The organism is Streptomyces sp. AK02-01A, from assembly GCF_033795305.1.
In the GTDB taxonomy this organism is placed as follows: Bacteria; Actinomycetota; Actinomycetes; order Streptomycetales; family Streptomycetaceae; genus Streptomyces.
This window is the reverse complement of sequence record NZ_JARBAE010000010.1, coordinates 147102-170808: the sequence shown is the minus strand read 5'-3', so window position 1 is coordinate 170808 and position 23707 is coordinate 147102. Positions and strand designations below refer to the sequence as shown.

The window sequence follows — 23707 nt, the reverse complement described above, 5'->3', positions numbered from 1 at the left end:
GCCGTGGATCAGCGGGTGACGGGGATGTTCGTCAGGCCCCTGCCGCCGGTCACGGTGTTGCTGCCGTAGACCGTGGTGGCGCAGCTCGCGCCGTTGTTGGTGACATTGACGGCGAGCTGGTTGGCCCCGGTCGCGCCGCTCAGGTCCGACGTGTTGGAGCGGAAGACCGTGCCGCAGCCCCAGCCGGTCTGCTGGCTGTGCGTCTCGTAGCCGTTGTTGGTCGTGTTCCGGCCGGTGTTGCCCTCGACGAGCACATTGTTGCCCTTGACGTCGACCCAGGAGTCGTCGAAGTTGGCGCCCGTGAGGCCGCCGCCGTCGAAGGTGTTGCCGATGATCCGCGCGCCGGTGGTGCCTTCCTTGATGTCGACGTTCTCGCCGCCGACGTCCGGGCCGATGGTGTTGTTGAGGATCTGCGCGTTGTCGCTGCGGTCGGTGAGCGTGTTGGCGCTGCCGACGTACACGCCTTCGCCCATGCCCCGGCCGTCGTTGCCGGTGTCATAGATCCGTGAGTTCCTGAGGATGCCGTTGGCGCTGGACTCACGGAAGTGCACACCTTCCATGTCCAGGTTGTGCACGGTGACGGAGTCGATGACGACACCGTTGGCCGCGTCCGCCACGATCCCTTTCTGCGCGTCGGTGAGCGTGACGCCCTCGACGGTCCAGTACGCGGCTCCGTTGAGATGGAGGCCGTAGCCTCCGCCGCCGGTGGTGAGGACCGCGGCGGACGAGCCGGTGAGCGTGATCCGGGCAGTGGCGGTGCCGGGCGTGGTCGCCTTGAAGTTGCCTTTGTACGTGCCGTCGGCCAGCCGGATCGTGTCGCCGGGGCGCACGGTGGTGAGGGCCGTCTTGAGCTGGGCGGCGGTCGTCACCTGGATGACGGTCGCGGCGCCCGCCGGAGTGGCCGTCAGCAACGGGCCGCCGGCGCCGAGAAGCGGGACCAGCAGGGCGGGGAGCAGATTTCGGGTGCGCATGGGGGTGCCTTCCCGTCGGGGTGCTCTGAGCGGGTGGGGTGCCCTGAGCATGCCAAGGTCTGGACCAATAGCCAAGCAAAATCCGGTATTTGGGATGGGTGAGGCCGCCGGTGAGCCGGTGAGCGGAGGGCAACGTGTGGGATACACGAGTAACCGGCGGGCCGTAACAAGCCGTTGTCAGGATCCCGGCACACCTGAAGATCGGAAGGGGTACCGGGACATGAGCCATGCGCCGAACACCACCACGGGCACCAGTCGCCGAAGCTTTCTGCGCCAGGTAGGGATCACCGGAGGGGCGGGCGCGATGCTCGCCACCATGGGAGCCATGGGCCTCGCTCCCACCGCCGAGGCCGCGGGCCGTGAACCCGCGTTCCGGGCCCCGCGTACGGGTGACTTCACCCTCAAGGGCAGAGGCGCGGCCAAGGTCGTCATCGTCGGCGGCGGGATAGCCGGTCTGACCTCCGCGTACGAACTGGGCAAAGCCGGCTACGACTGTACGGTCCTGGAGGCCCGGGACCGCACCGGCGGCCGGAACTTCACGGTCCGCGGCGGTGACTCCACCGTCGATCTGTACGGCAACCGCCAGACCGCCCGCTTCAGCGACGGCCAGTACCTGAACGCCGGGCCCGCGCGGATCCCGCAGTGGATGATCACCTTGGACTACTGCCGCGAACTGGGCGTTCCCATCGAGGTCTTCACCAACAGCAACGCCAGCGCGTACATCTACAACGAGAAGGCCGGCATGACGGCCCCGGTCCGCTACCGCACCGCCAAGGCCGACACGTACGGCTATGTCTCCGAGCTGCTCGCCAAGGCCACCAGCAAGGGCGCGCTGGACGGCGAGATCAGCGCCGAGGACCAGGAACGGCTCCTCGAATTCCTCAAGAGCTTCGGTGACATCGGCAGCAAGCTCACCTACACCGGGAGCGAGCACCGCGGCTTCACCGTGGATCCGGCCGCGGCGGGCACACCGGGTGTCGAGCTCGGTTCCGTACCCTCCGTCTCCGAGGTCTTCGCCAGCGGCGTCGGCCGGTACTTCTCGTTCGAGTTCGGCTACGACCAGGCCATGCTGATGTTCCAGCCCGTCGGCGGCATGGACCGCATACCCGCGGCGCTCACCAAGGCGGTCGGCGGACACCGGATCAGGACCGGCGCGGTCGTCCAGAAGATCACGGACAAGGCGCGCGGCGTCACCGTCACCTACACGCAGGACGGCCGTACCCGCTCGATCGACGCGGACTACTGCATCGCCGCGCTGCCGCCGCACATCCTCGCGAAGACCCCGCACAATCTTGGCGCCGCCGTACAGACCGCTCTGGAGGCGGTCAGGCCCTCGTCCGCAGGCAAGATCGGCCTGGAGTACCGCAGCCGCTGGTGGGAGACCGACCACCGGATCTACGGCGGCATCACCGAGACCGACATGGACCTCAGCCACATCTGGTACCCGTCGTACGGCTTCCACGGCAGGCGCGGTCTGATCGTCGGCTACTACAACACCGGCACGAACGCCGATTCGTACGCGGCGCTGAGCCCCGCCGAGCGCGAGAAGCGCGCCGTCGCCCAGGGCGTGAAGATCCACGGCGACCGGTACCGGACCGAGCTGGCCTCCTCCTTCTCCCACCACTGGCGGCAGACCCCGCATCTGGAAGGCGCCTGGCACAGCATGTCCGGCGGTCCGGACGCGCCCGCGTACGCGCCTCTCAACCAGGCGGCGGGCCGGGTCTACTTCGCCGGTGACTATCTCTCCTACGCCGACGCCTGGCAGCATGGCGCCTTCACCTCCGCACGGAAGGTGGTGACCACGCTTCACCAGCGCGTCCTCGCCTGACCGGCCCGCCCGGTGAGCGGATCCGCTCGGCCGGCCGGCCCGGCGAATCCGCTCACCGGATCTGCTCAAAGGGGCGCGGGCGGGGAATGCCCGCGCTCCGAGGGGCGTTCTTTCGTACGAACACGAGGAGGAGCGGTAATCGTGCTTGATCCGCAAGGTTTGTACGAATGGGAGCCCAAGGGCCTCGCCGTTGTGGACGTTGCGCTCGCGCAGGAGTCCGCGGGCCTTGTCATGCTCTACCACTTGGACGGCTATATCGACGCGGGGGAGACCGGCGACCAGATCGTCGAGAGCCTGCTGGAGTCACTGCCTCACCAGGTGGTGGCGCGGTTCGACCACGACAGACTGGTGGACTACCGCGCGCGCCGCCCGCTGCTGACCTTCCGCCGTGACCGGTTCACGAGCTATGAGGTCCCGAAGCTGGAGGTGCGGCTCGTACAGGACGCCACGGGCGCGCCGTTCCTGCTGCTGTCGGGCCCCGAGCCGGACGTCGAGTGGGAGCGTTTCGCGGCGGCCGTACGCCAGATCGTCGACCGACTCGGTGTACGTCTGTCGGTCAATTTCCATGGCATCCCGATGGGCGTTCCGCATACGCGGCCCGTCGGTATCACGCCGCACGGCAACCGCACCGACCTCATGCCGGGACACCGCAGCCCCTTCGACGAGGCGCAGGTGCCCGGCAGCGCCGAGTCACTTCTGGAGTTCCGGCTGATGGAGTCGGACCATGACGTTCTCGGTGTCGCCGCGCATGTCCCGCACTATGTCGCGAGGTCCTCGTACCCGGACGCGGCGCTGACCGCGCTGGAGGCGATCACGGCCGCGACCGGTCTGGTGCTGCCGAGCGTCGCGCACTCATTGCGTACGGAGGCCCAGCGCACCCAGACCGAGATCGAGCGCCAGCTCGGCGAGGGCGACGAGGAACTCGTCGCGATGGTCCAGGGACTTGAGCATCAGTACGACGCCGTGGCGGGTGCGGAGACCCGCGGCAATCTGGTCGCCGAGCCGGCGGAACTGCCCTCGGCCGACGAGATCGGCCGCGAATTCGAGAGGTTCCTCGCGGAGCGGGAGGGCGAGGGCGGCGCGTGAGACGGTCCCGGCGGCGACTGCCGGGCGCCGGTACGGACTCGCTCCGGGACCGACTGGCGCCGGACTGGTTCTGGGACGTGTCGCGAACGTAGCGCCGTCCGCCCGGAGGGCTGGGCCCGCGGCGAGCGCCCGTGCCAGGCGTCGCGGGCGAGGCGGGACGTTCGCCAGAGGCCCTAGGCTGAGTCCATGCTGAAGCTGGGGCTTACGGGCGGAATCGGTGCGGGCAAGAGTGAGGTCTCTCGCCTGCTGACCGGTTATGGAGCGGTACTGATCGACTCCGACCGGATCGCGCGCGAGGTGGTCGAGCCGGGCACACCGGGACTGGGGGCCGTGGTGGCGGAGTTCGGTCCGCAGGTGCTGACGGCCGACGGCGGCCTGGACCGCGCCGGGCTCGGCGCGATCGTCTTCGGTGACCAGGAGCGGCTGCGCGCGCTGAACGCGATCGTGCATCCGCTGGTGCGCGCCCGCTCGGCCGAGCTGGAGGCGGCGGCCGGTCCGGACTCGGTCGTGGTGCACGATGTGCCTCTGCTCGTCGAGAACGGCATGACCGGTCTGTACGACCTGGTGGTGGTCGTGGACGCCTCTCCCGAGACCCAGCTCGACCGGCTCAGCCGGCTGCGCGGAATGCCGGAGCGGGAGGCACGCGACCGCATGGCGGCGCAGGCGAACCGTGAGCAACGCCGTGCGGCCGCGGATGTGGTCATCGACAACGACGGCCCGCTGGAGGAGCTGGAGCCTCAGGTCCGCGCGGTCTGGGAGCGGCTGGCGGAGCGCGCCGCGGCGGGTCGCTGACCTCCGGCGCCGCCGGCGAAGCGCCGTGCGATCCGGTCAAGGCCATGCCACAGCCAGACACCGTACCAGCTTGGGCGCGGCGGCCGGGCGTTACCATCGGACGAGTGGAGCTCGTCTTCGCTGCCATCACGGCCTTCGGCGGCCTGGTGGCGCTCCTCGCGGGTGGTGACAGTCTCCGCCGGGCGCGCCGCATCCTCGCGGCCGGAGAGCCCGCCGTGGCCCTGGTGAAACGCGGGCCGCCCGGCTCGGGACGTCAGGTGCTTCAGTTCGAGACGGCGGACGGCCGGGTCCTTGAGGTCGTCTCGCCGGTTACGCTCACGGCGGGATCGAGCGTTCTGCTCTCGTACGATCCCGGGGATCCACGTGAGGTGGAGCTGCCCGGCCATGGGCACAACCGTCTCGATCTGGGCTTTGTGCTGGTGGGGCTGAGCGCGGTCCTGGTCGGCGCGGTCATGGCGGCCGCCGCGCTGTGACCGGATTCCGCGGTCGTGTTCCCACCGGGCCGCTGTCCGGGAGGCCGCCGTATGGTGACGGGACACGGACAGATGTGCGGAACAGCGCCGCGTGGAAAGCGCGCACCGAGGGAAGGATGCGACCGTGCCCGAGAGCCCGGAGACCCACGTCATCGACTATCGCGCGGCCGAGCAACTGCTGGCCGCGCGGGATCCACGCGGTGCGGTGAAGCTCCTCGACTCGGTGATCGCGGCCCATCCGGAGAACACCGCCGCGCGTCTGCTGCGGGCCCGCGCGTTCTTCGCGGCGGCTCAGCTTCGCCCGGCCGAGCTGGAATTCGAGCTGGTTCTGGAGCGTGAGCCGGACAACGCCTTCGCGCATTTCGCGCTCGCCCGCACCTTTGAGCGTTCCGGCCGACCCGAACAGGCCAAGCGGCATTTCCGTCTCGCGGCGGCGCTGGACCCGAAGCCGGAGTATCTGAAGGCCGCGCGTTTCGACCCCGGCAGCCGTCCCGGCGAGGACTGATCGCGGGGAGCCGCCGGAGCGAGGACTGATCGCGCGCGGTCGCTCATCTGCCGTGCGCGCGGTGACGCGGCCCCCACATCCAGGGCCGGTCCCGGTCTCCGGACCGGTCCTTGACGGCGTCGCCGGCCCCGTCGCGGTCCGGTTCGTAGGGCGGGACGTCCCGTCCGGGCTGATAGTGCGGTCCCTGACGGATATGGCGCAGCACTATCACCAGGTCAACCAGGACGATCAGGAAGAGCACGCCGCAGGCGATCGCCCAGCCCATCCGTCCGACGAGCGCGAACGCCGTGGTGCCGAAGCCCGTCCAGATCAGCCCCCACAGTCCCAGCCAGAACCGCATCCGCAGCGGACTGCGCGCGGTCACGGGTTCGCTTCCGGTACGCATGGCTTTCGCACCTCCTGTCCCTCTTGCGTGCTTCTGACTCCTTGTGTACCCGCAGAGGTGGGAGCCGACCCGGCGCGCGGCCGAATGATGTGGAGCGGCGGCCCTGTCCGGGCCGCGCGGGAGTGTCCGGTGAGCGCTGTCCGTGCGGCCGGCGGGTGAGGGCTCCGGAGCGCCGGCGGGACCGGACGGCGGCGCCGTGGTCGTCGCGGGTCAGTGGACGACGGTGTAGCTGCGCCACGGCCCGACGCCCGGAGGGATCCCGTCGGACAGTGTGGTGGCGATGTATGTGGTCATCCTGCCGGTGCAGTCGGGCGTCGGATACAACACGACGTCGACCAGGGTGCGGTTGGTGAGCTCTACGGCTCCGGCGGGCACCAGCCGGTGGCAGCCCGTGACCAGGGGATCGGACACCTGGACACGCTGCTTCCGTGGCGTCTGGTATTCGATCGTGCCCACCGCGGTCCTGCCGAGTCCGGAACAGCCGGCGACGACGAGGCTCAGGAACGCTGTCCCGGCGGCGATGCCGAGGCGCCGGTGGTCGGTCACGGACATGGGCGCTCCTCGTCGGTGCGGAAGCTTGTGCTGGTCACACTGCCGGATCCGCGGTGGAGTGGCACCAGGTGTGCGGCCGGGCGGGCTACGGGCCGGTAGATCCTGGTCCGCGCGTATCGACTGGCGGGTCATATTGGGCATACCGTGTTATTAAAACCTCGGTCCGGCGTCAGGGGTCATGATGGTCGAGGAACTGGTCATAGCGGTCATCGTGGCGGCCTGCGCCTGTGTGCTGTACGCGCTGTCGGCGGCCCGGATCGTCAAGCAGTACGAGCGAGGTGTGGTCTTCCGCCTGGGCCGGCTGCGAGAGGGCATCCGAGGGCCCGGATTCACGGTGATCGTTCCGTTCGTGGACACACTGCGCAAGGTCAATATGCAGATCGTGACGATGCCGGTGCCGGCGCAGGACGGCATCACCCGGGACAACGTCACCGTGCGCGTGGACGCCGTGATCTATTTCAAGGTCGTGGACCCGGCGGAGGCGCTGGTGCGGGTCGAGGACTACCGGTTCGCGGTGTCGCAGATGGCCCAGACATCGCTGCGGTCGATCATCGGAAAGAGCGACCTCGACGATCTGCTGTCGAACCGGGAGAAGCTGAACCAGGGCCTGGAGCTCATGATCGACAGTCCCGCGATCGGCTGGGGTGTACAGATCGACCGGGTGGAGATCAAGGACGTGTCGCTGCCGGAGACCATGAAGCGGTCGATGGCGCGGCAGGCCGAGGCGGACCGGGAGCGCCGTGCGCGGATCATCAACGCGGACGCGGAGCTGCAGGCGTCGAAGAAGCTGGCGGAGGCCGCCAAGGAGATGTCCGGGCAGCCGGCGGCGCTTCAACTGCGGCTGTTGCAGACGGTGGTGGCCGTCGCGGCGGAGAAGAACTCCACCCTGGTCCTTCCCTTCCCCGTCGAGCTCCTCCGCTTTCTCGAACGCGCCACACCGGGCGAGGCCGTCCAGGCCGTGCGGGCCGTGTCGGGAGCCGCGCAGGCGGCGCCGACGGCGGACACGGCGTGGACAGGACAGGCCGCGTCGACGCCGGCGCCGGACACCGACCCGGCACCTCGTCTGAGCGTCCGGACCTCCGCGACCGAGCGTCCGGACCGTCCGGATGTCCCCGGTGCGGCCGACGGCGCTCATGCCTGACGCTTCGCCGCTCTTCGATACCCCATATCCCCGCTCCTGCGTATAGGGCGCACACATATAAGTGGCCGGACACCACACTGCCTACCGTGAGCCATGTCCGAATCTCCTCTGTCCCCTCCCTCGCTGATCACGCGCCGGGTACGCACCCGGAGGCTCACCGTCCAGGTCACCGAGTGCGCGGACCGCGAGCACGCCGAGCCGGTCCTGTTCATCCACGGCAATGTGTCCTCGTCGGTGTTCTGGCACGACACCATGCGCGACCTGCCGGAGCGGTACCGTCCGATCGCGCCTGATCTGCGGGGCTTCGGCGGCACCGATCCGGAGCCCGTCGACGGCACGCGCGGTGTACGCGACTACACGGACGATCTGGCCGCGCTGCTCGACGCCCTGGGTGTGGAGCGCCCACATCTGGTGGGCTGGTCCCTGGGTGGTGGCATCGCTCTGCGGTTTCTGCGCGACCGGCCGGCCCAGGTGCGCTCGCTCACCCTGGTCAATCCCGTCTCGCCGTACGGCTTCGGCGGCACCCGCGGTCAGGACGGCGCGCTGATCTCTCCGGACGGCGCGGGCTCGGGTGGCGGCGCCGCCAACCCGGACTTCGTGGAGCGGCTGGCCCGGCACGACCGGAGCGAGGAGTCGCCGCTCTCGCCCCGCCAGGTGCTGAACGCGTTCTACGTCAAGCCGCCGCTGCGCCTGGAGCGGGAGGACGAGTATGTCGAATCCATGCTCAGTACCCGTACCGGCGACGACCACTACCCGGGTGACAGCGTCCCGTCGAAGACCTGGCCCGGTATCGCGCCCGGCACACGCGGAGTGCTCAACTGCCTCGCCCCCACCCATTTCCGTATCGACGACCTGCACACGATCACACCCAGGCCACCGGTTCTCTGGGTGCGCGGCGAGGATGATGTGATCATCTCGGACACCTCCGTGTTCGATCTCGCGCATCTCGGCGCGCTCGGAGCCGTCCCGGGCTGGGACGGCACACCGGCCCAGCCGATGATCGCCCAGACCCGCCATGTCCTGGGTCTGTACGCGGAGGCCGGCGGCAGGGTACGAGAGGTGTCGGTGCCCGACGCCGGGCACGCGGTGCACATCGAGCGGCGTGCGGAGTTCGCCGCGGCGCTGCTGGAGACGCTGGCCGAAGGAGCATGACACGTATGGAACCGGTGTGCGCGACCCGGCTGGGCCGGGTCAGAGGCCGTTTCTCCTCGACACCGTCCACCACCTCACCGTCCGGGCCGCCGAACCCGGAGACACCGGACGCCGTCGCGGTGGCCTCCTTCCTGGGCATCCCGTACGCGACCGCGCCGCGCTTCGGACCACCGGTCCCGGTCGAGCCGTGGGAAGGCATACGGCCGGCGGTGTCGTACGGTCCCACCGCGCCCAAAGCCGCCTACGCGCCGCCTCTCGACGCCCTCGTCCCGGAGAACTTCATCGCCGGGAAGCCGGGAGAGAGCTGCCTCAATCTGAATGTCTGGACACCTTCGCCCGGCCCGGAGGCCCGCCTTCCAGTGATGGTGTGGGTGCACGGAGGAGCGTTCTCGAACGGCTCGGGATCGGCCTCCGCGTACGACGGCGGCGCGTTCGCCCGGGACGGTGTGGTGTGTGTGACGCTCAACTACCGTCTCGGGGTGGAGGGTTTTCTCCATCTTGACGGTGTACCGGACAATCGGGGTCTGCTGGACCAGATCGCCGCGCTGGAGTGGGTACGGGACAACATCGCCTTCTTCGGAGGCGACCCGGACCGGGTCACCGTCTTCGGCGAGTCGGCCGGCGCGATGAGTATCGGTGTGCTGCTGGGGCTGGCGAAAGCGCGCGGACTGTTCCGGCGGGCGATCCTCCAGAGCGGCGCGGCCCATCATTTCCTGCGGCCCGCCTCGGCGCGGCTGATCACGGCGCGGCTGGCGGAGAAACTGTCGGTCGCTCCCACCGCGGACGGCTTCGCGGCTGTGCCCGACGCCCGGCTGCTGTCCGCGCAGACGGAGCTGCGGGCGGAGATCGGAGCCCGTCCGGACCCGGCTCTGTGGGGTGAGGCGGCACTCAACATGATGCCGTTCGAACCGGTGCTGGAGGAGCGGATCCCGCCCGCCTCCGACCGCGGTGTCGAACTGCTCGTCGGCAGCAATCGCGAGGAGTACCGCCTCTTTCTGGTGCCCACCGGGCGGCTGGACGCGCTGCGGGAGCCCAAGCTGCGCGCGACCGCCGCGGCGTACGGGCTCGATCCCGGCCCCGCGCTGTCCGTCTACCGCGAGGCGCGGCCCCGCGCCACACCCGGTGAGCTGCTCGACGCCATGTCGACGGACTGGTTCTACCGGATTCCGGCGATCCGGCTCGCCGAGGCCGTGCCCGGTTCGTATCTGTACGAGTTCGCCTGGCGCTCCCCGTGCTTCGACGGCGGGCTGGGCGCCTGTCACGCCTCGGAACTGGGTTTCGTCTTCGACCGGCTGCACGATCCGTCGTACGCGCCGATGCTCGGTGACCGTCCGCCGCAGGAGGTCGCGGACGCGATGCACCGGGCCTGGGTGGCGTTCGCGGAGACCGGCGATCCCGGGTGGGAGGCGTACGACACGGAGAAGCGGACGGCGATGGTGTTCGGCGGCGCCGGAGCGGCCTCCGAGACCGCTCAGGATCTCCGGCCCCGGGAGCGGGAGCTCTGGGAAGGGCTGCGCTGACCTGCGGAGATATCGCTCCGGAGTCGGCTGTCAGACCGCCCGCCTAGACTCGCAGAGGTAAGGGAACCTTGCGGGTGTCGGACCTCGCGGGTGTCGGAACTCGCGGGCGGGAGGGAGTCGGCGGCCATGACGCAATTCGCGCGTACCCCTCAACAGGGACCCGTGCGGGTCGCTGTGGGCCAGGTCGTGCGCGGCCGGCCCGACGCCTCTTCCGGCACGGTGGGACTGGCGCGCTGCGCCGCGGTATTCCTGCCCGCCGGACTGCCGCGCGAGGGACTGGTCGCCTTCTGGTCCCCGGAGGGCGGCCTGCCCGCCGGAGCGGAGGAAGAGCTCGCGGCCATCGCGCGGGCCGAGCCGGGCGGGCATCCGGCCGGATCCGGCCCGGCGGAGCTGACGGTCGTGGTCCGTCAGGACGACGGTGCCGACGGCGTGGCCACGCGCACCGTGCCCGCGGTGCTGCTGCCCGTCGCCGACGCCGTGCCGCTGCTGGTCCGCGCGCGGCGCGACAAGGCGGCGCATCCCGCCGCCGCCTGCTGGGGCGCCGCCGCGCTGCACGCTCTCCAACTGGCCGCGCGCGGCAGACTGCTTCCCGGGCTCACCGCGTCCGACCACGACGCCTGGCGGGCCGGGCCGCTCGACGCCGACGACATCGCGCAGTTGAGGGCGATCGCCGCGGCCATGCCTCCCGAGGCGTATGCCGTGCCGCTCCCGGATCCGCCGTCCCTCCGGCTGCCGGACCCCGAGGCCCTGGTGCGCGCGTTCCTCGACGCCGTGGCCGACACACTGCCGCGCACACCCGCCGCCGCGTATGCCGCTGGAGCGCCGTTCGCCGCCCGGGCGGCGCAGCGTCTGCCGGGAGCCCGCACCTGGGCCGCGGAGGCGGCGGCCGGCATGGACGCGGGCGTCCGGGTCTCGCTCCGCCTCGAACTGTCCGCGTACGACATCTTCGACTCCACGGAGCCGGAGCCGCGGCAGGAGAAGGGGCCGGAGCCGGAATCGGGGACGGACGAGGCCGTCCGCTCCGGTGCCGGTCATGACGACGACGGTGCCACGCGGCGGGCCGGAGCCGCCCTCGTACAGATCCACAGTCTGGCCGACCCGACCCTGGTCATCGACGCGGCCCGGCTCTGGGCGGGCGACGGCGACGAGAGCTTCGGCCCGCGCGCCCGTATCGACGCGATGCTCGCGCTGCGCCGCGCCGCCCGCGTCTGGGCCCCGCTCGCGCGGCTGCTGGAGCGCGACGTCCCGGACGCGCTGCCGCTCTCCGAGGACGAGCTGTACGAACTGCTCGGCCCGGGCGCGGCCCGCCTCGCCGCCGCGGGTGTCGCCGTCCACTGGCCCAGGGAGCTGGCCCGTACGCTCACCGCGGCGGCGGTCGTCCGACCCGCGCCGGGCTCGGCCACGGACGGCACGCAGTTCTTCGACAGCGAGGAACTCCTCAAATTCAACTGGCAGTTGGCGCTCGACGGCGATCCCCTCACGGAACAGGAGATGGACGCGCTCGCCGAGTCGCACCGCCCGATCGTGCGTCTGCGGGACCAATGGGTGGTGGTCGATCCCGCGCTCGTACGCAAGGCACGCAAACGGGAACTGGGCCTGCTGGAGCCGGTCGACGCCCTGGCGGTCGCCCTCGCGGGCACCGCCGAGGTGGACGGCGAGATGGTGGAAGCGGTCCCGACGGGCGCTCTGGCGGCCCTGCGCGACCGCCTCATCTCCGGCCCGGCCGTGGTGCCCCAGCCCGCGGCTCTGGCCGCGACGCTGCGCGACTACCAGCTCCGCGGCCTCGCCTGGCTGGACCTGATGACCTCGCTCGGCCTCGGCGGCTGCCTCGCGGACGACATGGGCCTCGGCAAGACCGTCACCGTCATCGCCCTCCATCTGCACCGGGACCGCCCGGCGCCGACCCTCGTGGTCTGTCCCGCCTCGCTGCTCGGCAACTGGCAGCGCGAGATCACCCGCTTCGCGCCCGGAGTGCCCGTGCACCGCTTCCACGGCGCCGGACGCACCCTGGACGAGGTGGCGGGCGGCTTCGTCCTCACCACCTACGGCACCATGCGCGGCAGCGCGGAGACACTCGCGGCGCACACCTGGGGGATGGTCGTCGCCGACGAGGCCCAGCACGTCAAGAATCCGTTCTCCTCCACGGCCAAGGCGCTCCGCACGATTCCGGCGCCCGCCAGGATCGCTCTGACAGGCACCCCGGTCGAGAACAACCTCTCCGAACTGTGGGCGCTGCTCGACTGGACCACGCCCGGCCTGCTCGGTCCGCTCAAGGCGTTCAGATCACGCCACGCCCGGATCGTCGAGAACGTCGAGAACGCGAAGAGCGCCGGCGTCAAGGACGCCGACAACGCGGAGGCGGTGGAGCGGCTGTCCCGGCTGGTCCGGCCGTTCCTGCTGCGCAGGAAGAAGTCCGACCCGGGCATCGTGCCCGAGCTGCCGCCCAAGACGGAGAGCGACCATCCCGTCCCGCTCACCCGGGAACAGGCGTCGCTGTACGAGGCGGTCGTCCGCGAGACGATGGCGGCCATCGAGGACGCGGAGGGCATCGCGCGTCGCGGCCTCGTGATGAAGCTGCTCACCGCGCTCAAACAGATCTGCAACCATCCGGCGCAATATCTGAAGGAGGACGCGTCCCGGCTTACCGGCCGCTCAGGCAAGCTGGCCCTCCTCGACGAGCTGCTCGACACGATCCTCACCGAGGACGGCTCGGTTCTGATCTTCACCCAGTACGTATCGATGGCCCGGCTGCTCTCCGCGCACCTCGCGGCCCGCGCGATCCCGTCCCAGCTTCTCCACGGCGGCACGCCCGTCGCGGAGCGCGAGCGCATGGTGGACCGGTTCCAGTCCGGCGAGGCGCCGGTCTTCGTCCTCTCCCTCAAGGCCGCGGGCACCGGCCTCAACCTCACCCGGGCCGGCCATGTCGTGCACTTCGACCGCTGGTGGAATCCAGCCGTCGAGGAACAGGCGACGGACCGGGCCTATCGCATCGGCCAGACCCAGCCCGTGCAGGTCCACCGGCTGATCGCGGAGGGTACGGTCGAGGACCGGATCGCCGAGATGCTCGCGTCCAAGAGGGCGCTGGCCGACGCCGTTCTCGGTTCGGGCGAAGCGGCTCTGACCGAGCTGACCGACCGGGAGCTGGCCGATCTGGTCTCCCTGCGGAGACTGTCATGACGGCCCCACGCGCACCCAGACACGACGACCGCCGCCGCACCTTCCCCGCCCTGCCGCCTCGGCCGGGCGGCGGCAACGGCGCCTTCGCCACCACCTGGTGGGGCAACGCCTGGGTCGAATCCATGGAGGACAGCGCCCTCGATCCGGCCCGCCTCCAGCGCGGCCGTGCCTACGCGAGCCGTGGCCTTGTGGACGCCATCACGGTCACCCCGGGTCGCGTCATGGCCTATGTCCATGGCTCCAGGGCCCGTCCGTACCGTACGGAAATCCGTCTTCGCACCATCGGCGACACGGAATGGGAAGAGCTCCTCGACGCCGCGGCGGACCGCCCCGACCACATCGCCGCCCTGCTCGACAAGGACATGCCGCACGCTCTCGCCGAGTCCGCCGACCTCCTCCCGACCGCCGGCGATCTCACCCCGGACTGCTCCTGCCCGGACGACGGCTATCCCTGCAAGCACGCCGCCGCTCTCTGCTATCAGACGGCCAGGCTCCTCGACGAGGACCCGTTCGTCCTGTTCCTGATGCGCGGCCGCGGCGAGCACGAAGTGCTCGCCGATCTCACCCGGCGCAACGCCACCCGTTCGGCGGCCGAACGGACCACGGCCGCACCGCCCATGCCCACGGTCGAGGCCCACACGGCACTCGCTCCGCGCACGCTCCCTTCGCTTCCGCCTCCATTTCCCGCGCCGTCGCAGCCCGGGCGCCCGCCCGCCTATCCGGAAGCTCCGGGCGCTCCTGACCCGCTCGCGCTGGATCTCCTCGCCACCGAGGCGGCGGCCCGCGCGTACACCTTCCTCACCACCGGCCTCGACCCCGTCGCGGCCCTCACTCCCTGGCAGGACGCCGTCCGCCTGGCCGCCGCGCACCCGGGCTCCGGACTGACCGCCTCCACTCGCGCCCTCTACCGGGACCTGGCCGCCGCTCTCCACCGCACCCCCACCGATCTGGCCCGCGCGGTCGCCGCCTGGCGCCAGGGCGGACTCTCCGGGCTCACCGTCCTCGAAGACGCCTGGGACCCGCCGGCCGGCCCCTTCGACCGCGCGCGCCCCGCGCTCGCCGCGGCCGACTTCCCGTATTTCCGCCCCTGGCGCAACCGGCTGGCCACGCCCTCCCTGCAACTCCGCTTCGGCCGGGACGGGCTCTGGTACGGCTATGAATCGGACCGTGACCGTGAGGACTGGTGGCCGCGCGGCACTCCGGACACCGATCCGGTGGGCGCGCTCACAGCCCTGCTCGGACGGTGACCGGTAGGCTCTTCGCCGTATCGGTCGGTGGTCGAAGGAGGCGCGGTGGAAGCCGAGTTGGTGGCACTCGCGACGGCGGGCGCGACGGCACTCGTCCAGCAGATGGCGACGGACGGCTGGACGCGGGCACGCGAGCGGATGGTGCGGTTCTTCGCCGAACGGGGCTCCGCGTCGCCGGAAACGATCGAGTCCGACCTGGAGACGGCCCGTGCCGAACTGGTCGCGGCCCAGCAGGACGACGACGAAACGACCGCCGCCGACCTCCGGGCCGAATGGCGCAACCGTCTGCGCCGGACTCTCCGGGAAGATCCGGCAGCCGCCGTCGAACTGCGCGCGCTGCTCGACGAGTTGACGCCAGGACTTCCCGTCCAGCAGGTCCACGTCCACAACACCGTCAGCGGCGGCATCCAGCACGCCCCGGTCATCCAGGCCGGCACCATCAACGGTCTGCGTCTGGGCGGACCGGACTCCGGGCACTGACGGTCCTCCGTACGGCGTCCCGGCCGTCCGGCGGCATCTCACCATCACGCCGGTGTGCGCCATGGCCGAAGCCGGAGGCACGGAGCTGCCGGGGCGCTGCCGCGGCATGGTGCGCTCCGTACCTCCGGCGCCGTCGGACGGTCCGTCAGGCCGTGTGCAGAGTCAGCCCGTAGCGGCCCAGAATCTCGTTGATCGGCTGGTGCCAGGTCTCGCCACCGCTGCTGCAGTTGCCCCAGCCGCCAGAGGTGACGCCCTGTGCCTGGTCACCGCTGAGGAACGAGCCGCCCGAGTCGCCCGGCTCGGCGCAGACGCTCGTCTTGGTCATCTGATAGACGGCGCCCTGGCTGTAGTTCACCGTCTCGTTCGTCGCCAGCACATTGCCGCAGTGCCAGTGCGAGGTGGAGCCGGACCGGCAGATCGAGGCGCCGATCGGGGCCACGGCGGAGCCCCGGACAAGCTGGTCGGGGACGGCGCCCCAGCCGAGGACGACCGGGACGGTCCACCAGCCGCTGCCGACATTCACCCACGCGTAGTCGTCGCCCGGGAACGACGACCCCTGGAAGTTGCCGATGTACGAGCCGTCCCAGCCGCTGACGGAGGCGCCCGCCTGGCCGCAGTGGCCGGCCGTGACAAAGCCGCCGTACACGGAGAAGCCGATGGAACACCTGACATTGCCCGTGTAGTACGGGTCGCCGCCGACGGTCCCGGCGGCAAAGGTCCGTGGTGCCTCGGCGGTCTCCTTGACCGTGACGGGACCCGTCTGCCGGGCGCGCGCGACGAAGTCGCGGACATCGTTGTCGCTCTTCTGTCCGGCGACGACGTTCACCACGACCTGGTTGGCCTTCGGGTCGACATGCCAGCTACTGACACCGTCAGGAGCGTCGAGCGCGTCGATCCGCGACTTGGCCGCGTCGAGCTGTCGCGCGCTGTGCTTGACGATTCGTACGGTCGCGCCTGTCGCCCGTACGGCGTCGGCCTTCTGCTCGTCGGTGACGGCGACGGCCAGTGTGCCGTCGGCCGCGTCGAACCAGGAGCCGCCGTAGGAGGATCCCGCCGCGCGCCGGGCCTTACCTTCCACAGCGGTCGCTGTCTTCTCCGCGGCCAGACGTGCCTTCGCCTGGCTCTCGGTCAGGCCCAGGTCTTCCCGCATCGCGGAGAGCAGACCGGCGCTGACTCCCGGCGCCGGAGCGGGTGTGGGGGAGGCGGCGGCCGCCGGGGCGAGCCCGACGGCTGCCCAGGTGCCGAGCAGGAGGAGGGCGGACAGGCCGGTACGCGTAACTACCGTGCGTCTCAAGGGATTGGCCCTTCTGTTGTTCCAGCATCGTGGGGATGGAACAGCAGGCGCCCGAGAGCGCTCTCAGGCGGTGCCAGGCCGGAGCGTAGTCGAGGGTTCATAGTCAGGTCCATGCCAAGTATCAGGATCGGCCGATTGGGCCGCCTCGATCCTCGCGTGGCGCAGGGTCAGGAGGTACGCGGCGCGACTCCTTCCGCCCAGCGCACCAGTGCGGTGAAGTCCGCCTCCCGCAGTCCTCGCCTGGGATGGATGCGCAGCAGCAGCGCCGGAGCGTCGTGGTGGGCCGCCACATGAGCCGTGTCCAGGTCCGTGATCATGTCGTCGACCCAGGCGAAGGGCCGGCCGGCGGCCCAATTCAGCAGCGGGCGGGTCTTCCAGTAGAGCCCGTCGGGATCCTTCGCGAAGAGTTCAGGCCATTCGATCACCGGGAGGTCGCCGGGGAGGCCGACAACGGGAGCTATCAGAGTGTTGGCCTCGTGCATCCAGGTGGTGGCCCAGGTGAGTTCGAAGGGCAGGGCCAGCAGCCGTGGGCCGTGTCCTGGGTTGAGGCGCACGCGCAGGCCGCGACGGTGACTGCGCGAGCCAGGAGTCTGGCGGGAGAGCCAGGACGAGGGATGCAGGCGGAGGCTCGTATAGCCGCGCGGGCGGGGGAGTCGGGCGGCGTACGGATTGAGGGGACCGTCCACATCGAGGAGGAGTAGCGGGCGAGCCGTCATGCACCATGACTGCCCGTCGCGCGGGCGGGTTACGACTGCCGGGGCGCACCAACTGGGCTCTGCCGGCTCGGCGGAGCGACGGCCCGTGCTCAAGGGCTCCGCCGATCGTGCGTGGGCGTGTCGTGGAGTCGGGCGCGGCAGCGGCCGTGGTCCGCCGGGCGGGATGTGTCAGACAGGGCCTGGGCACCGTGTCCCGCTCTCCGAGGCAACCGTCCGCGGTCATTGGCGGTATCCGCTGAGGAAGCGGCCGATCCGGCTGATGGCCGCGTCCAGGTCGTCGGCGTAGGGAAGAGTCAGGATCCGGAAGTGGTCCGGGCGCGGCCAGTTGAACCCCGTGCCCTGCACGACCTGGATCTTCTCGCGCAGCAGCAGGTCCAGCACGAATCGCTCGTCGTCATGGATCTTGTGCACCTTGGGATCCAGCCGAGGGAAGGCGTAGAGGGCGCCTTTCGGCTTTACGCACGAGACTCCCGGGATCTCGTTGAGCTTTTCCCAGGCGCGGTTGCGCTGCTCGTGCAGCCTTCCGCCGGGCGCGGTGAGTTCCTGGATGGTCTGACGGCCGCCGAGCGCGGCCTGTATGGCGTACTGGGCGGGCGCGTTGGGGCACAGTCGCATCGACGCGAGCATCGTCAGCCCTTCGAGATAGCTGCGCGCGTGCTGTTTGGGCCCGGTGACGACAAGCCAGCCGGAGCGGAAACCGGCCACGCGATATGTCTTCGAGAGCCCGCTGAAGGTGAGGACGACCAGATCGGGAGCGAGCGCGGCGGCGGTGTGGTGGACCGCGTCGTCATAGACGATCTGGTCGTAGATCTCGTCGGCGAACACCATGAGCTGATGACGGCGGGCGAGATCGAGAATGCCCTCGACGATCTCGCGCGGATAGACCGCGCCGGTGGGGTTGTTGGGATTGATGATCACCACGGCCTTCGTCCGGTCGGTGATCTTCGACGCCAGGTCGTCGAGGTCCGGATACCAGTCGGCGGACTCGTCGCAGAGATAGTGCACGGGACGGCCGCCGGCCAGCGCGGTGACGGCGGTCCAGAGAGGGAAGTCCGGTGCCGGGATGAGGACTTCGTCGCCGTCCTCCAGCAGGGCCTGCACCGCCATCGAGACCAGCTCGGAGACGCCGTTCCCGAGGAAGATGTCATCGACGGTGACATCGGCCAGACCCAGGGTCTGGTAGCGCTGGGCGACGGCGCGGCGCGCGGAGAGGATGCCGCGTGAGTCCGTGTAGCCGTGCGCCTGCGGCAGCATCCGGATCATGTCCTGCAGGATCTCCTCCGGCGCCTCGAAGCCGAAGAGCGCCGGGTTGCCGGTGTTGAGGCGCAGGACGCTGTGGCCCGCCTCCTCCAGCGCGTCGGCCTGCTCGATCACCGGACCGCGGATCTCGTAGCAGACCTCGCTGAGCTTGCTCGACTGCCGGAACTCCATGTGGTGGCCTCCCAGACCTTGTTGCGATACTTGGTTTTACCAAGTCCGAGCTTGGAAAGTCCAACAACATGTCTAGAATGCGTCACATGCCACGCCGCCGAAGCTACGACCAGTACTGCGCCGCCGCCCGTGCCCTCGACGCCGTGGGCGACCGCTGGACCCTGCTGATCGTGCGGGAACTGCTGGCGGGCCCGCGCCGCTACACGGATCTGCACGCCGATCTGCCCGGTGTCAGCACGGATGTGCTGGCGTCCCGGCTCAAGGACATGGAGCGCGACGAACTGGCCACGCGCCGCCGGCTGCCCCCGCCGGCCAGCGCGTATGTGTATGAACTCACCGAACGCGGCCGGGGGTTGCTGCCGGTGCTCACGGCGCTGGCGGAGTGGGGCGCGCCGGAGTTGGCGGAGCGCCGTCCGACCGATGCCGTGCGGGCGCACTGGTTCGCCATACCGCTGCTGCCGGTGCTCGACGGACTCGCGGGTCCGTCGGGTCTCCAGGGCGCGGGGACGCTGGAGGTCCGGCTCGACGAGGGCGCGTTTCATATACGGCTCGGCGAGGGCGATTTGGCTTATGGCGACGGGCCGGCCGACAGCGCGGACGCCCGCCTTGTGCTCGACTCGGACACCTGCCGCGCGCTGAGCGAAGGCGCGCTGACGGTGGAAGACGGCGTACGGGACGGGCGTATCGAGGTGTCCGGCGAAGGGACGCTGGCAAAAGTCCTGCGCGGCGAATGACCGGCCCGCGAGGTGTGTGAGGGACAAGGACGCGGCCCGTCGCGCGCCCGGGCCCGGCCGGGCCGCCGGGCCCGGATCCCTGGACACTGGACGATGATGGACGGGTGCGACTCGAAGCGATCACCTGGGAGCGGCTGACCGAGGCCCTGGCCGAGCGGGTTCTGAAGACGGAACCGGCGGACGGGGGCTCCTGGCTGCGCGTCGCCTTCGACGGAGCGCCCGCCGCCCGGCCCGGGGAGCAGGCGGAGGCGCTCGCCGAAGCCCTGCGGGTACGCGGCCGGTCGGTGCTCGTCGTCGGGACCGGCGGCTTTCTGCGGCCGGCCTCGCTGCGGTACGAGTACGGCCGCGAGGATCCGGAGGCGTATTACAGCGGCTGGTTCGACACCGGGGCGCTGTGGCGGGAGGTGTTCGGACCGCTGGACCCCGGCGGCACCGGGCGGGTGCTGCCCGATCTCTGGGATCCGGCCACCGACCGGGCGACGCGCAGCACGCCCAGCGAACTCCCGCCCGGCGGTGTGCTGGTGGTGCATGGACCGCTGCTGCTCGGGCACTGGTTCCCGTTCGACCTCACGGTGCATCTGCGGCTGTCGCCGGGTGCGCTCCGGCGCCGTACCGACGAGGACGAGCGCTGGACGCTTCCGGCCTTCGAACGCTACGAGGAAGAGGTGATCCCGGCCGAGGCAGCCGATGTGCTCGTGCGGGCCGACGATCCGCGCCACCCCGCGTGGGGCGGCCTGAGCTGACCGAAGGCAGAGACACGGACCGAAGGCAGGCGCGTCGACCGAAGGCAGACCCGCTGACGGCAGGCGGAGGCAGCCTCGATACGGCGGGGCCGGGCGGATCTCTTTCCCGTCTCGTCCGCTACGGTGCGGCCGGTCGGCCGCCCGGCACCGTCACCGCGCGCGCTCCCGCCCGGCAGCCCTCCGCCGCGGCCGCCGCCGGATCCGCACCTGCCAGCCGGGCCGCGAGAAACGCACCGGTGAAGGCGTCCCCGGCCCCCGTCGAGTCCACCGCTCTCGCCGGGACCGGCGGGACGCGCGCCCGGACGGCTCCTGCCTCCGCGACCAGAGCGCCTTCCGCGCCCAGGGTCACCACGACCACCGGCACCCGTCGGCTGAGCTCGGCAGCGGCGTCCGCCATGTCCGTCAGACCGGTGAGGATCCTGGCCTCGTCGGCGTTGGGCAGCAGCGTCTCCACGTCCTCGATCGCCGCCAGGAACCGCTCCGTACCCAGTTCCTTGATGAACCCCGCCGAGGCGGGGTCCACACTCACCGGAACACCGCGTTCCCGCGCCGACCTCAGCGCGGCGACGGCCAGCCGCCGGCTCGCGTCGGCGAAGAAGAGATAGCCCGAGAGATGCAGCCGGCCGACTCCGTCCAGCAGCGCCGGCGACCAGTCCGCGGGCGAGAGACACAGGGCCGCACCGCTGTCGGTGAGGAGAGTGCGCTCGGCGGACGCGTCGACCAGACAGATCACCGTGGCGGTCGGCACCCGGTCGTCGACGACAAGACGCGCTCGTACTCCGGCCTGCCGCAGCCGTTCCTCGTGCCAGTCACGGGCGTCCGCTCCCACGCGCGCCAGCAGCCGTACGTCCGAACAGCCGGTGCGGACGGCCCAGCAGGCCGCGTTGGCCCCGGCGCCGCCCGGCAGCGTACGGATTTCGGCGGCCGTGTCCGTGCCGTGCGCGAGCGGAGTCCGGTAGCGCGCGACGACATCGGTGACGACATCCCCGATCACCAGAAGCGCTCCGCCGGATGTCACAAGGCCGCCGCGATCCGCGCCGCGAGCCGCACATTGCCGCGAACCGCCGCGAGGTTCGCCTCCAGTGACGCGCCGCCGGTCCGCCGCATCAGATGTTCCAGCAGAAACGGGGTGACGGCCTGACCGGCGACGCCCCGGGCCTCGCACTCGGCCAGCGCCTCCGCGAGCACCTGGTCGTGCAGTACCGGATCAAGCTGTTCCGCCTCCGGGACGGGGTTGGCGACGATGAGCGCCGCCTCCGGTCCGCCGAGTGTCTCCTGGGCGCTCATCACCGCCGCCACCTCCTCGGGCGTGCGGACCGTCCAGTCGACCGGCTCGCCGGAGGAGGCCAGATAGAAGCCGGGGAAACGTTCCGTCCCGTAGCCCAGGACGCCGACTCCCAGGGTTTCCAGCCGCTGCAGGGTCGCGGGTACGTCCAGGATCGATTTGACGCCCGCGCAGACGACCGTGATCCGGGTCCGGGCCAGCAGCCGCAGATCGGCCGACTCGTCCTGTGTCTCCGTCCAGCCGCGGTGCACCCCGCCCAGGCCGCCCGTCGCGAAGACCCGGATCCCGGCGCGCGCGGCCAGGAACGCCGTGGCGGACACGGTCGTCGCGCCACTCGCACCCGCCGCGAGCGCCGGCGCCAGATCGCGATGTCCGAGCTTGCGCACGGAATCGTCTTCGGCGATCCGCTCCAACTGGTGCTTGGCCAAGCCCACATGGGGCCGGCCGTCCAGTACGGCCACGGTGGCGGGGACGGCTCCGCCGGACCGTACGAGCGCCTCAAGCTCCTGCGCGACCGCCAGATTGCGAGGCCGTGGCAGCCCGTGCGCGATGATCGTCGACTCCAGGGCGACGACGGGACGGCGTTCGGCGAGCGCCTCTCGTACCTCGGCGGACAGTTGCGATGTGGTGTCTGACATGTCCCCATCCATGGCACGCCCGGGGCCCGCGCAAACGTCTGCGGCGGCAGGCGCGGCCGTCAGCGGGCATATCAGGCGGCTCACCGGTTCAGAAAAGCCACTGAGCACGGAAAAGTCACTGAGCACGGAAAAGCCACCGGGCACGGAAAAGCCACCGGGCACGGAATCGCCGACCGGCGCAGAACGCCGGTCGGCGAAACTTTCCGCGCGCCGAGTCCCGGCAGGGATGCGCGCGCGACCTTCTGAGACGGTCGCCTCAGGCGGCCTTGAGTCCGTCCAGCACGCCGTGCGGATTGAGCACGTACTTCCGGCTCGCACCCTTGTCGAACTCCGCGTAGCCGCGCGGCGCCTCGTCCAGTGGGATCACCGTGGCGTTGACCGCCTTCGCGATCTGGACCCGGTCCTTCAGGATCGCCATCGCCAGGCCCCGGTGGTACTTCATCACCGGGCACTGGCCCGTGCTGAACGTGTGGCTCTTCGCCCAGCCCAGTCCCAGCCGTACCTTCAGTGTTCCCGTCTTCGCGTCCGAGTCGACACCGCCCGGGTCGTCCGTGACATACAGTCCCGGGATGCCGAGCGCGCCGCCCGCCCTGACGATGCTCATCAGGGAGTTGAGGACGGTCGCCGGGGCCTCCTCGGAGTCCTTGCCGGGCGCGCGCGCCTCGAAGCCGACCGCGTCGACCGCCGCGTCCACCTCCGGCGTACCCAGAATCTGGTCGATCTGCTCCTCGGCCGAGCCCTTCGTGAGGTCGACGGTCTCACAGCCGAAGCTGCGTGCCTGGGCGAGCCGTTCGGCGTTGAGGTCGCCGACGATGACGACCGCCGCGCCGAGCAGTTGCGCCGAGCAGGCAGCCGCCAGACCGACCGGGCCGGCGCCCGCGACATACACCGTGGAGCCGACGGTCGTACCCGCGGTCACCGCCCCGTGGTAGCCGGTCGGGAAGATGTCCGACAGCATCGTCAGGTCGAGGAGCTTTTCGAGCGCCGCGTCCCGGTCGGGGAACCGGAGCAGATTGAAGTCCGCGTACGGCGCCATGACGTACTCCGCCTGGCCGCCGACCCAGCCGCCCATGTCGACATAGCCGAAGGCCGCGCCGGGACGTCCCGGATTGACGTTCAGACAGATGCCTGTCTGACGCTCCTTGCAGTTGCGGCAGCGGCCGCAGGCGATGTTGAAAGGTACCGACACCACGTCCCCGACCTGGATGAATTCGACGTCGGGACCGCGCTCGACCACCTCACCGGTGATTTCGTGCCCGAGGACCAAGCCCTCGGGGGCGGTGGTGCGGCCTCGTACCATGTGCTGGTCGCTGCCGCAGATGTTGCTCGCCAGGACCTTGAGGATGACCCCGTGCCGGCACTTACGGCCGACATTCGCGGGTGCCACGCCTGGCCCGTCGTGGAGTTCAAGCGTCGGGAAGTCGATATTGGTGACGTTCACCTCGCCCGGCTTGATGTACGTGACCGCCTTGTTTCCTCCACTCATGCTGACTCGCCGTCCCTTCGGCTCTACTCGTCCAGCGGATGACTCGGCCTGTGCGCGTGATCGCGTTGTCG

Annotated in this window: 22 protein-coding genes; 13 read left to right on the top strand and 9 right to left on the bottom strand. The window is 70.7% G+C overall.

The window, feature by feature from the left end; genetic code table 11:
* Window positions 1-8: 8 nt before the first annotated feature.
* Window positions 9-971, bottom strand: coding sequence for a right-handed parallel beta-helix repeat-containing protein (locus PV679_RS13335; RefSeq protein ID WP_319680378.1), 963 nt, complete (start codon window positions 969-971; stop codon window positions 9-11).
* A gap of 304 nt (window positions 972-1275) precedes the next feature.
* Here PV679_RS13335 and PV679_RS13330 point away from each other — a divergent pair, with 304 nt between their 5' ends.
* The 5 genes from PV679_RS13330 to PV679_RS13310 all read left to right on the top strand — a co-directional run bounded on the left by PV679_RS13330 (window position 1276) and on the right by PV679_RS13310 (window position 5655).
* Window positions 1276-2799 carry a flavin monoamine oxidase family protein gene (locus tag PV679_RS13330; RefSeq protein WP_319680394.1) on the top strand — a complete coding sequence of 508 codons (1524 nt, stop codon included), beginning with the start codon at window positions 1276-1278 and terminating at the stop codon, window positions 2797-2799.
* Window positions 2800-2940: 141 nt separating this feature from the next.
* Window positions 2941-3885 carry a PAC2 family protein gene (locus PV679_RS13325; RefSeq protein WP_319680377.1) on the top strand — a complete coding sequence of 315 codons (945 nt, stop codon included), beginning with the start codon at window positions 2941-2943 and terminating at the stop codon, window positions 3883-3885.
* A gap of 186 nt (window positions 3886-4071) precedes the next feature.
* Window positions 4072-4677 carry a dephospho-CoA kinase gene (gene coaE, locus PV679_RS13320; protein WP_319680376.1) on the top strand — a complete coding sequence of 202 codons (606 nt, stop codon included), beginning with the start codon at window positions 4072-4074 and terminating at the stop codon, window positions 4675-4677.
* Between the two features lie 104 nt (window positions 4678-4781).
* Window positions 4782-5150, top strand: a complete 369-nt coding sequence (locus PV679_RS13315; RefSeq protein WP_319680375.1) for a hypothetical protein — start codon at window positions 4782-4784, stop codon at window positions 5148-5150.
* 124 nt (window positions 5151-5274) lie between these two features.
* A complete protein-coding gene (locus PV679_RS13310) occupies window positions 5275-5655 on the top strand; it encodes a tetratricopeptide repeat protein (protein WP_319680374.1) in 381 nt (126 codons plus the stop codon).
* Window positions 5656-5698: 43 nt separating this feature from the next.
* On the opposite strand, the gene PV679_RS13305 is transcribed toward PV679_RS13310, so the two are convergent.
* Together PV679_RS13305 and PV679_RS13300 are read right to left on the bottom strand one after the other, a co-directional pair.
* A complete protein-coding gene (locus tag PV679_RS13305; RefSeq protein ID WP_319680373.1) occupies window positions 5699-6040 on the bottom strand; it encodes a DUF6343 family protein in 342 nt (113 codons plus the stop codon).
* A gap of 210 nt (window positions 6041-6250) precedes the next feature.
* Window positions 6251-6592 (bottom strand): hypothetical protein, encoded by a 342-nt coding sequence (locus PV679_RS13300; protein ID WP_319680372.1) that lies wholly within the window; start codon window positions 6590-6592, stop codon window positions 6251-6253.
* Between the two features lie 181 nt (window positions 6593-6773).
* Here PV679_RS13300 and PV679_RS13295 point away from each other — a divergent pair, with 181 nt between their 5' ends.
* The 6 genes from PV679_RS13295 (at window position 6774) to PV679_RS13270 (ending at window position 15309) form a co-directional block, all read left to right on the top strand.
* Window positions 6774-7733 carry a slipin family protein gene (locus PV679_RS13295; RefSeq protein WP_319680393.1) on the top strand — a complete coding sequence of 320 codons (960 nt, stop codon included), beginning with the start codon at window positions 6774-6776 and terminating at the stop codon, window positions 7731-7733.
* Window positions 7734-7826: 93 nt separating this feature from the next.
* Complete coding sequence (locus tag PV679_RS13290) at window positions 7827-8885, top strand: alpha/beta hydrolase (RefSeq protein ID WP_319680371.1); 1059 nt, start codon at window positions 7827-7829, stop codon at window positions 8883-8885.
* A 5-nt stretch (window positions 8886-8890) separates the two neighbouring features.
* On the top strand, window positions 8891-10405 hold the full coding sequence (locus PV679_RS13285) for a carboxylesterase/lipase family protein (RefSeq protein WP_416069712.1): 1515 nt from the start codon (window positions 8891-8893) through the stop codon (window positions 10403-10405).
* A gap of 126 nt (window positions 10406-10531) precedes the next feature.
* Window positions 10532-13582 carry a DEAD/DEAH box helicase gene (locus PV679_RS13280; RefSeq protein ID WP_319680369.1) on the top strand — a complete coding sequence of 1017 codons (3051 nt, stop codon included), beginning with the start codon at window positions 10532-10534 and terminating at the stop codon, window positions 13580-13582.
* Window positions 13579-14829: an SWIM zinc finger family protein gene (locus tag PV679_RS13275; protein WP_319680368.1), complete on the top strand. Its 1251-nt coding sequence runs from the start codon at window positions 13579-13581 to the stop codon at window positions 14827-14829. The genes PV679_RS13280 and PV679_RS13275 overlap by 4 nt, the downstream gene beginning before the upstream one ends.
* A gap of 45 nt (window positions 14830-14874) precedes the next feature.
* Window positions 14875-15309, top strand: coding sequence for a hypothetical protein (locus PV679_RS13270; protein ID WP_319680367.1), 435 nt, complete (start codon window positions 14875-14877; stop codon window positions 15307-15309).
* A 145-nt stretch (window positions 15310-15454) separates the two neighbouring features.
* Here the strand turns inward: PV679_RS13270 and PV679_RS13265 are convergent, their stop codons facing one another.
* From PV679_RS13265 to PV679_RS13255, 3 genes are all read right to left on the bottom strand, one after another.
* Window positions 15455-16603 carry a S1 family peptidase gene (locus tag PV679_RS13265; protein ID WP_319680366.1) on the bottom strand — a complete coding sequence of 383 codons (1149 nt, stop codon included), beginning with the start codon at window positions 16601-16603 and terminating at the stop codon, window positions 15455-15457.
* Window positions 16604-16770: 167 nt separating this feature from the next.
* A complete protein-coding gene (locus PV679_RS13260; RefSeq protein WP_319680365.1) occupies window positions 16771-17319 on the bottom strand; it encodes a hypothetical protein in 549 nt (182 codons plus the stop codon).
* A gap of 219 nt (window positions 17320-17538) precedes the next feature.
* Window positions 17539-18750 (bottom strand): pyridoxal phosphate-dependent aminotransferase, encoded by a 1212-nt coding sequence (locus tag PV679_RS13255; protein WP_319680364.1) that lies wholly within the window; start codon window positions 18748-18750, stop codon window positions 17539-17541.
* An 86-nt stretch (window positions 18751-18836) separates the two neighbouring features.
* On the opposite strand from PV679_RS13255, the gene PV679_RS13250 reads away from it, so the two are divergent.
* Both PV679_RS13250 and PV679_RS13245 read left to right on the top strand, forming a co-directional pair.
* A complete protein-coding gene (locus tag PV679_RS13250) occupies window positions 18837-19484 on the top strand; it encodes a helix-turn-helix domain-containing protein (RefSeq protein WP_319680363.1) in 648 nt (215 codons plus the stop codon).
* 104 nt (window positions 19485-19588) lie between these two features.
* Window positions 19589-20227 (top strand): uridine kinase, encoded by a 639-nt coding sequence (locus PV679_RS13245; protein WP_319680362.1) that lies wholly within the window; start codon window positions 19589-19591, stop codon window positions 20225-20227.
* A gap of 118 nt (window positions 20228-20345) precedes the next feature.
* On the opposite strand, the gene PV679_RS13240 is transcribed toward PV679_RS13245, so the two are convergent.
* The 3 genes from PV679_RS13240 to fdhA form a co-directional block, all read right to left on the bottom strand.
* Window positions 20346-21221 (bottom strand): carbohydrate kinase family protein, encoded by an 876-nt coding sequence (locus PV679_RS13240; protein WP_416069711.1) that lies wholly within the window; start codon window positions 21219-21221, stop codon window positions 20346-20348.
* A 20-nt stretch (window positions 21222-21241) separates the two neighbouring features.
* Window positions 21242-22150 (bottom strand): pseudouridine-5'-phosphate glycosidase, encoded by a 909-nt coding sequence (locus tag PV679_RS13235; RefSeq protein ID WP_319680360.1) that lies wholly within the window; start codon window positions 22148-22150, stop codon window positions 21242-21244.
* 256 nt (window positions 22151-22406) lie between these two features.
* Window positions 22407-23636, bottom strand: coding sequence for a formaldehyde dehydrogenase, glutathione-independent (fdhA, locus tag PV679_RS13230; protein WP_319680359.1), 1230 nt, complete (start codon window positions 23634-23636; stop codon window positions 22407-22409).
* Window positions 23637-23707 lie beyond the last annotated feature (71 nt).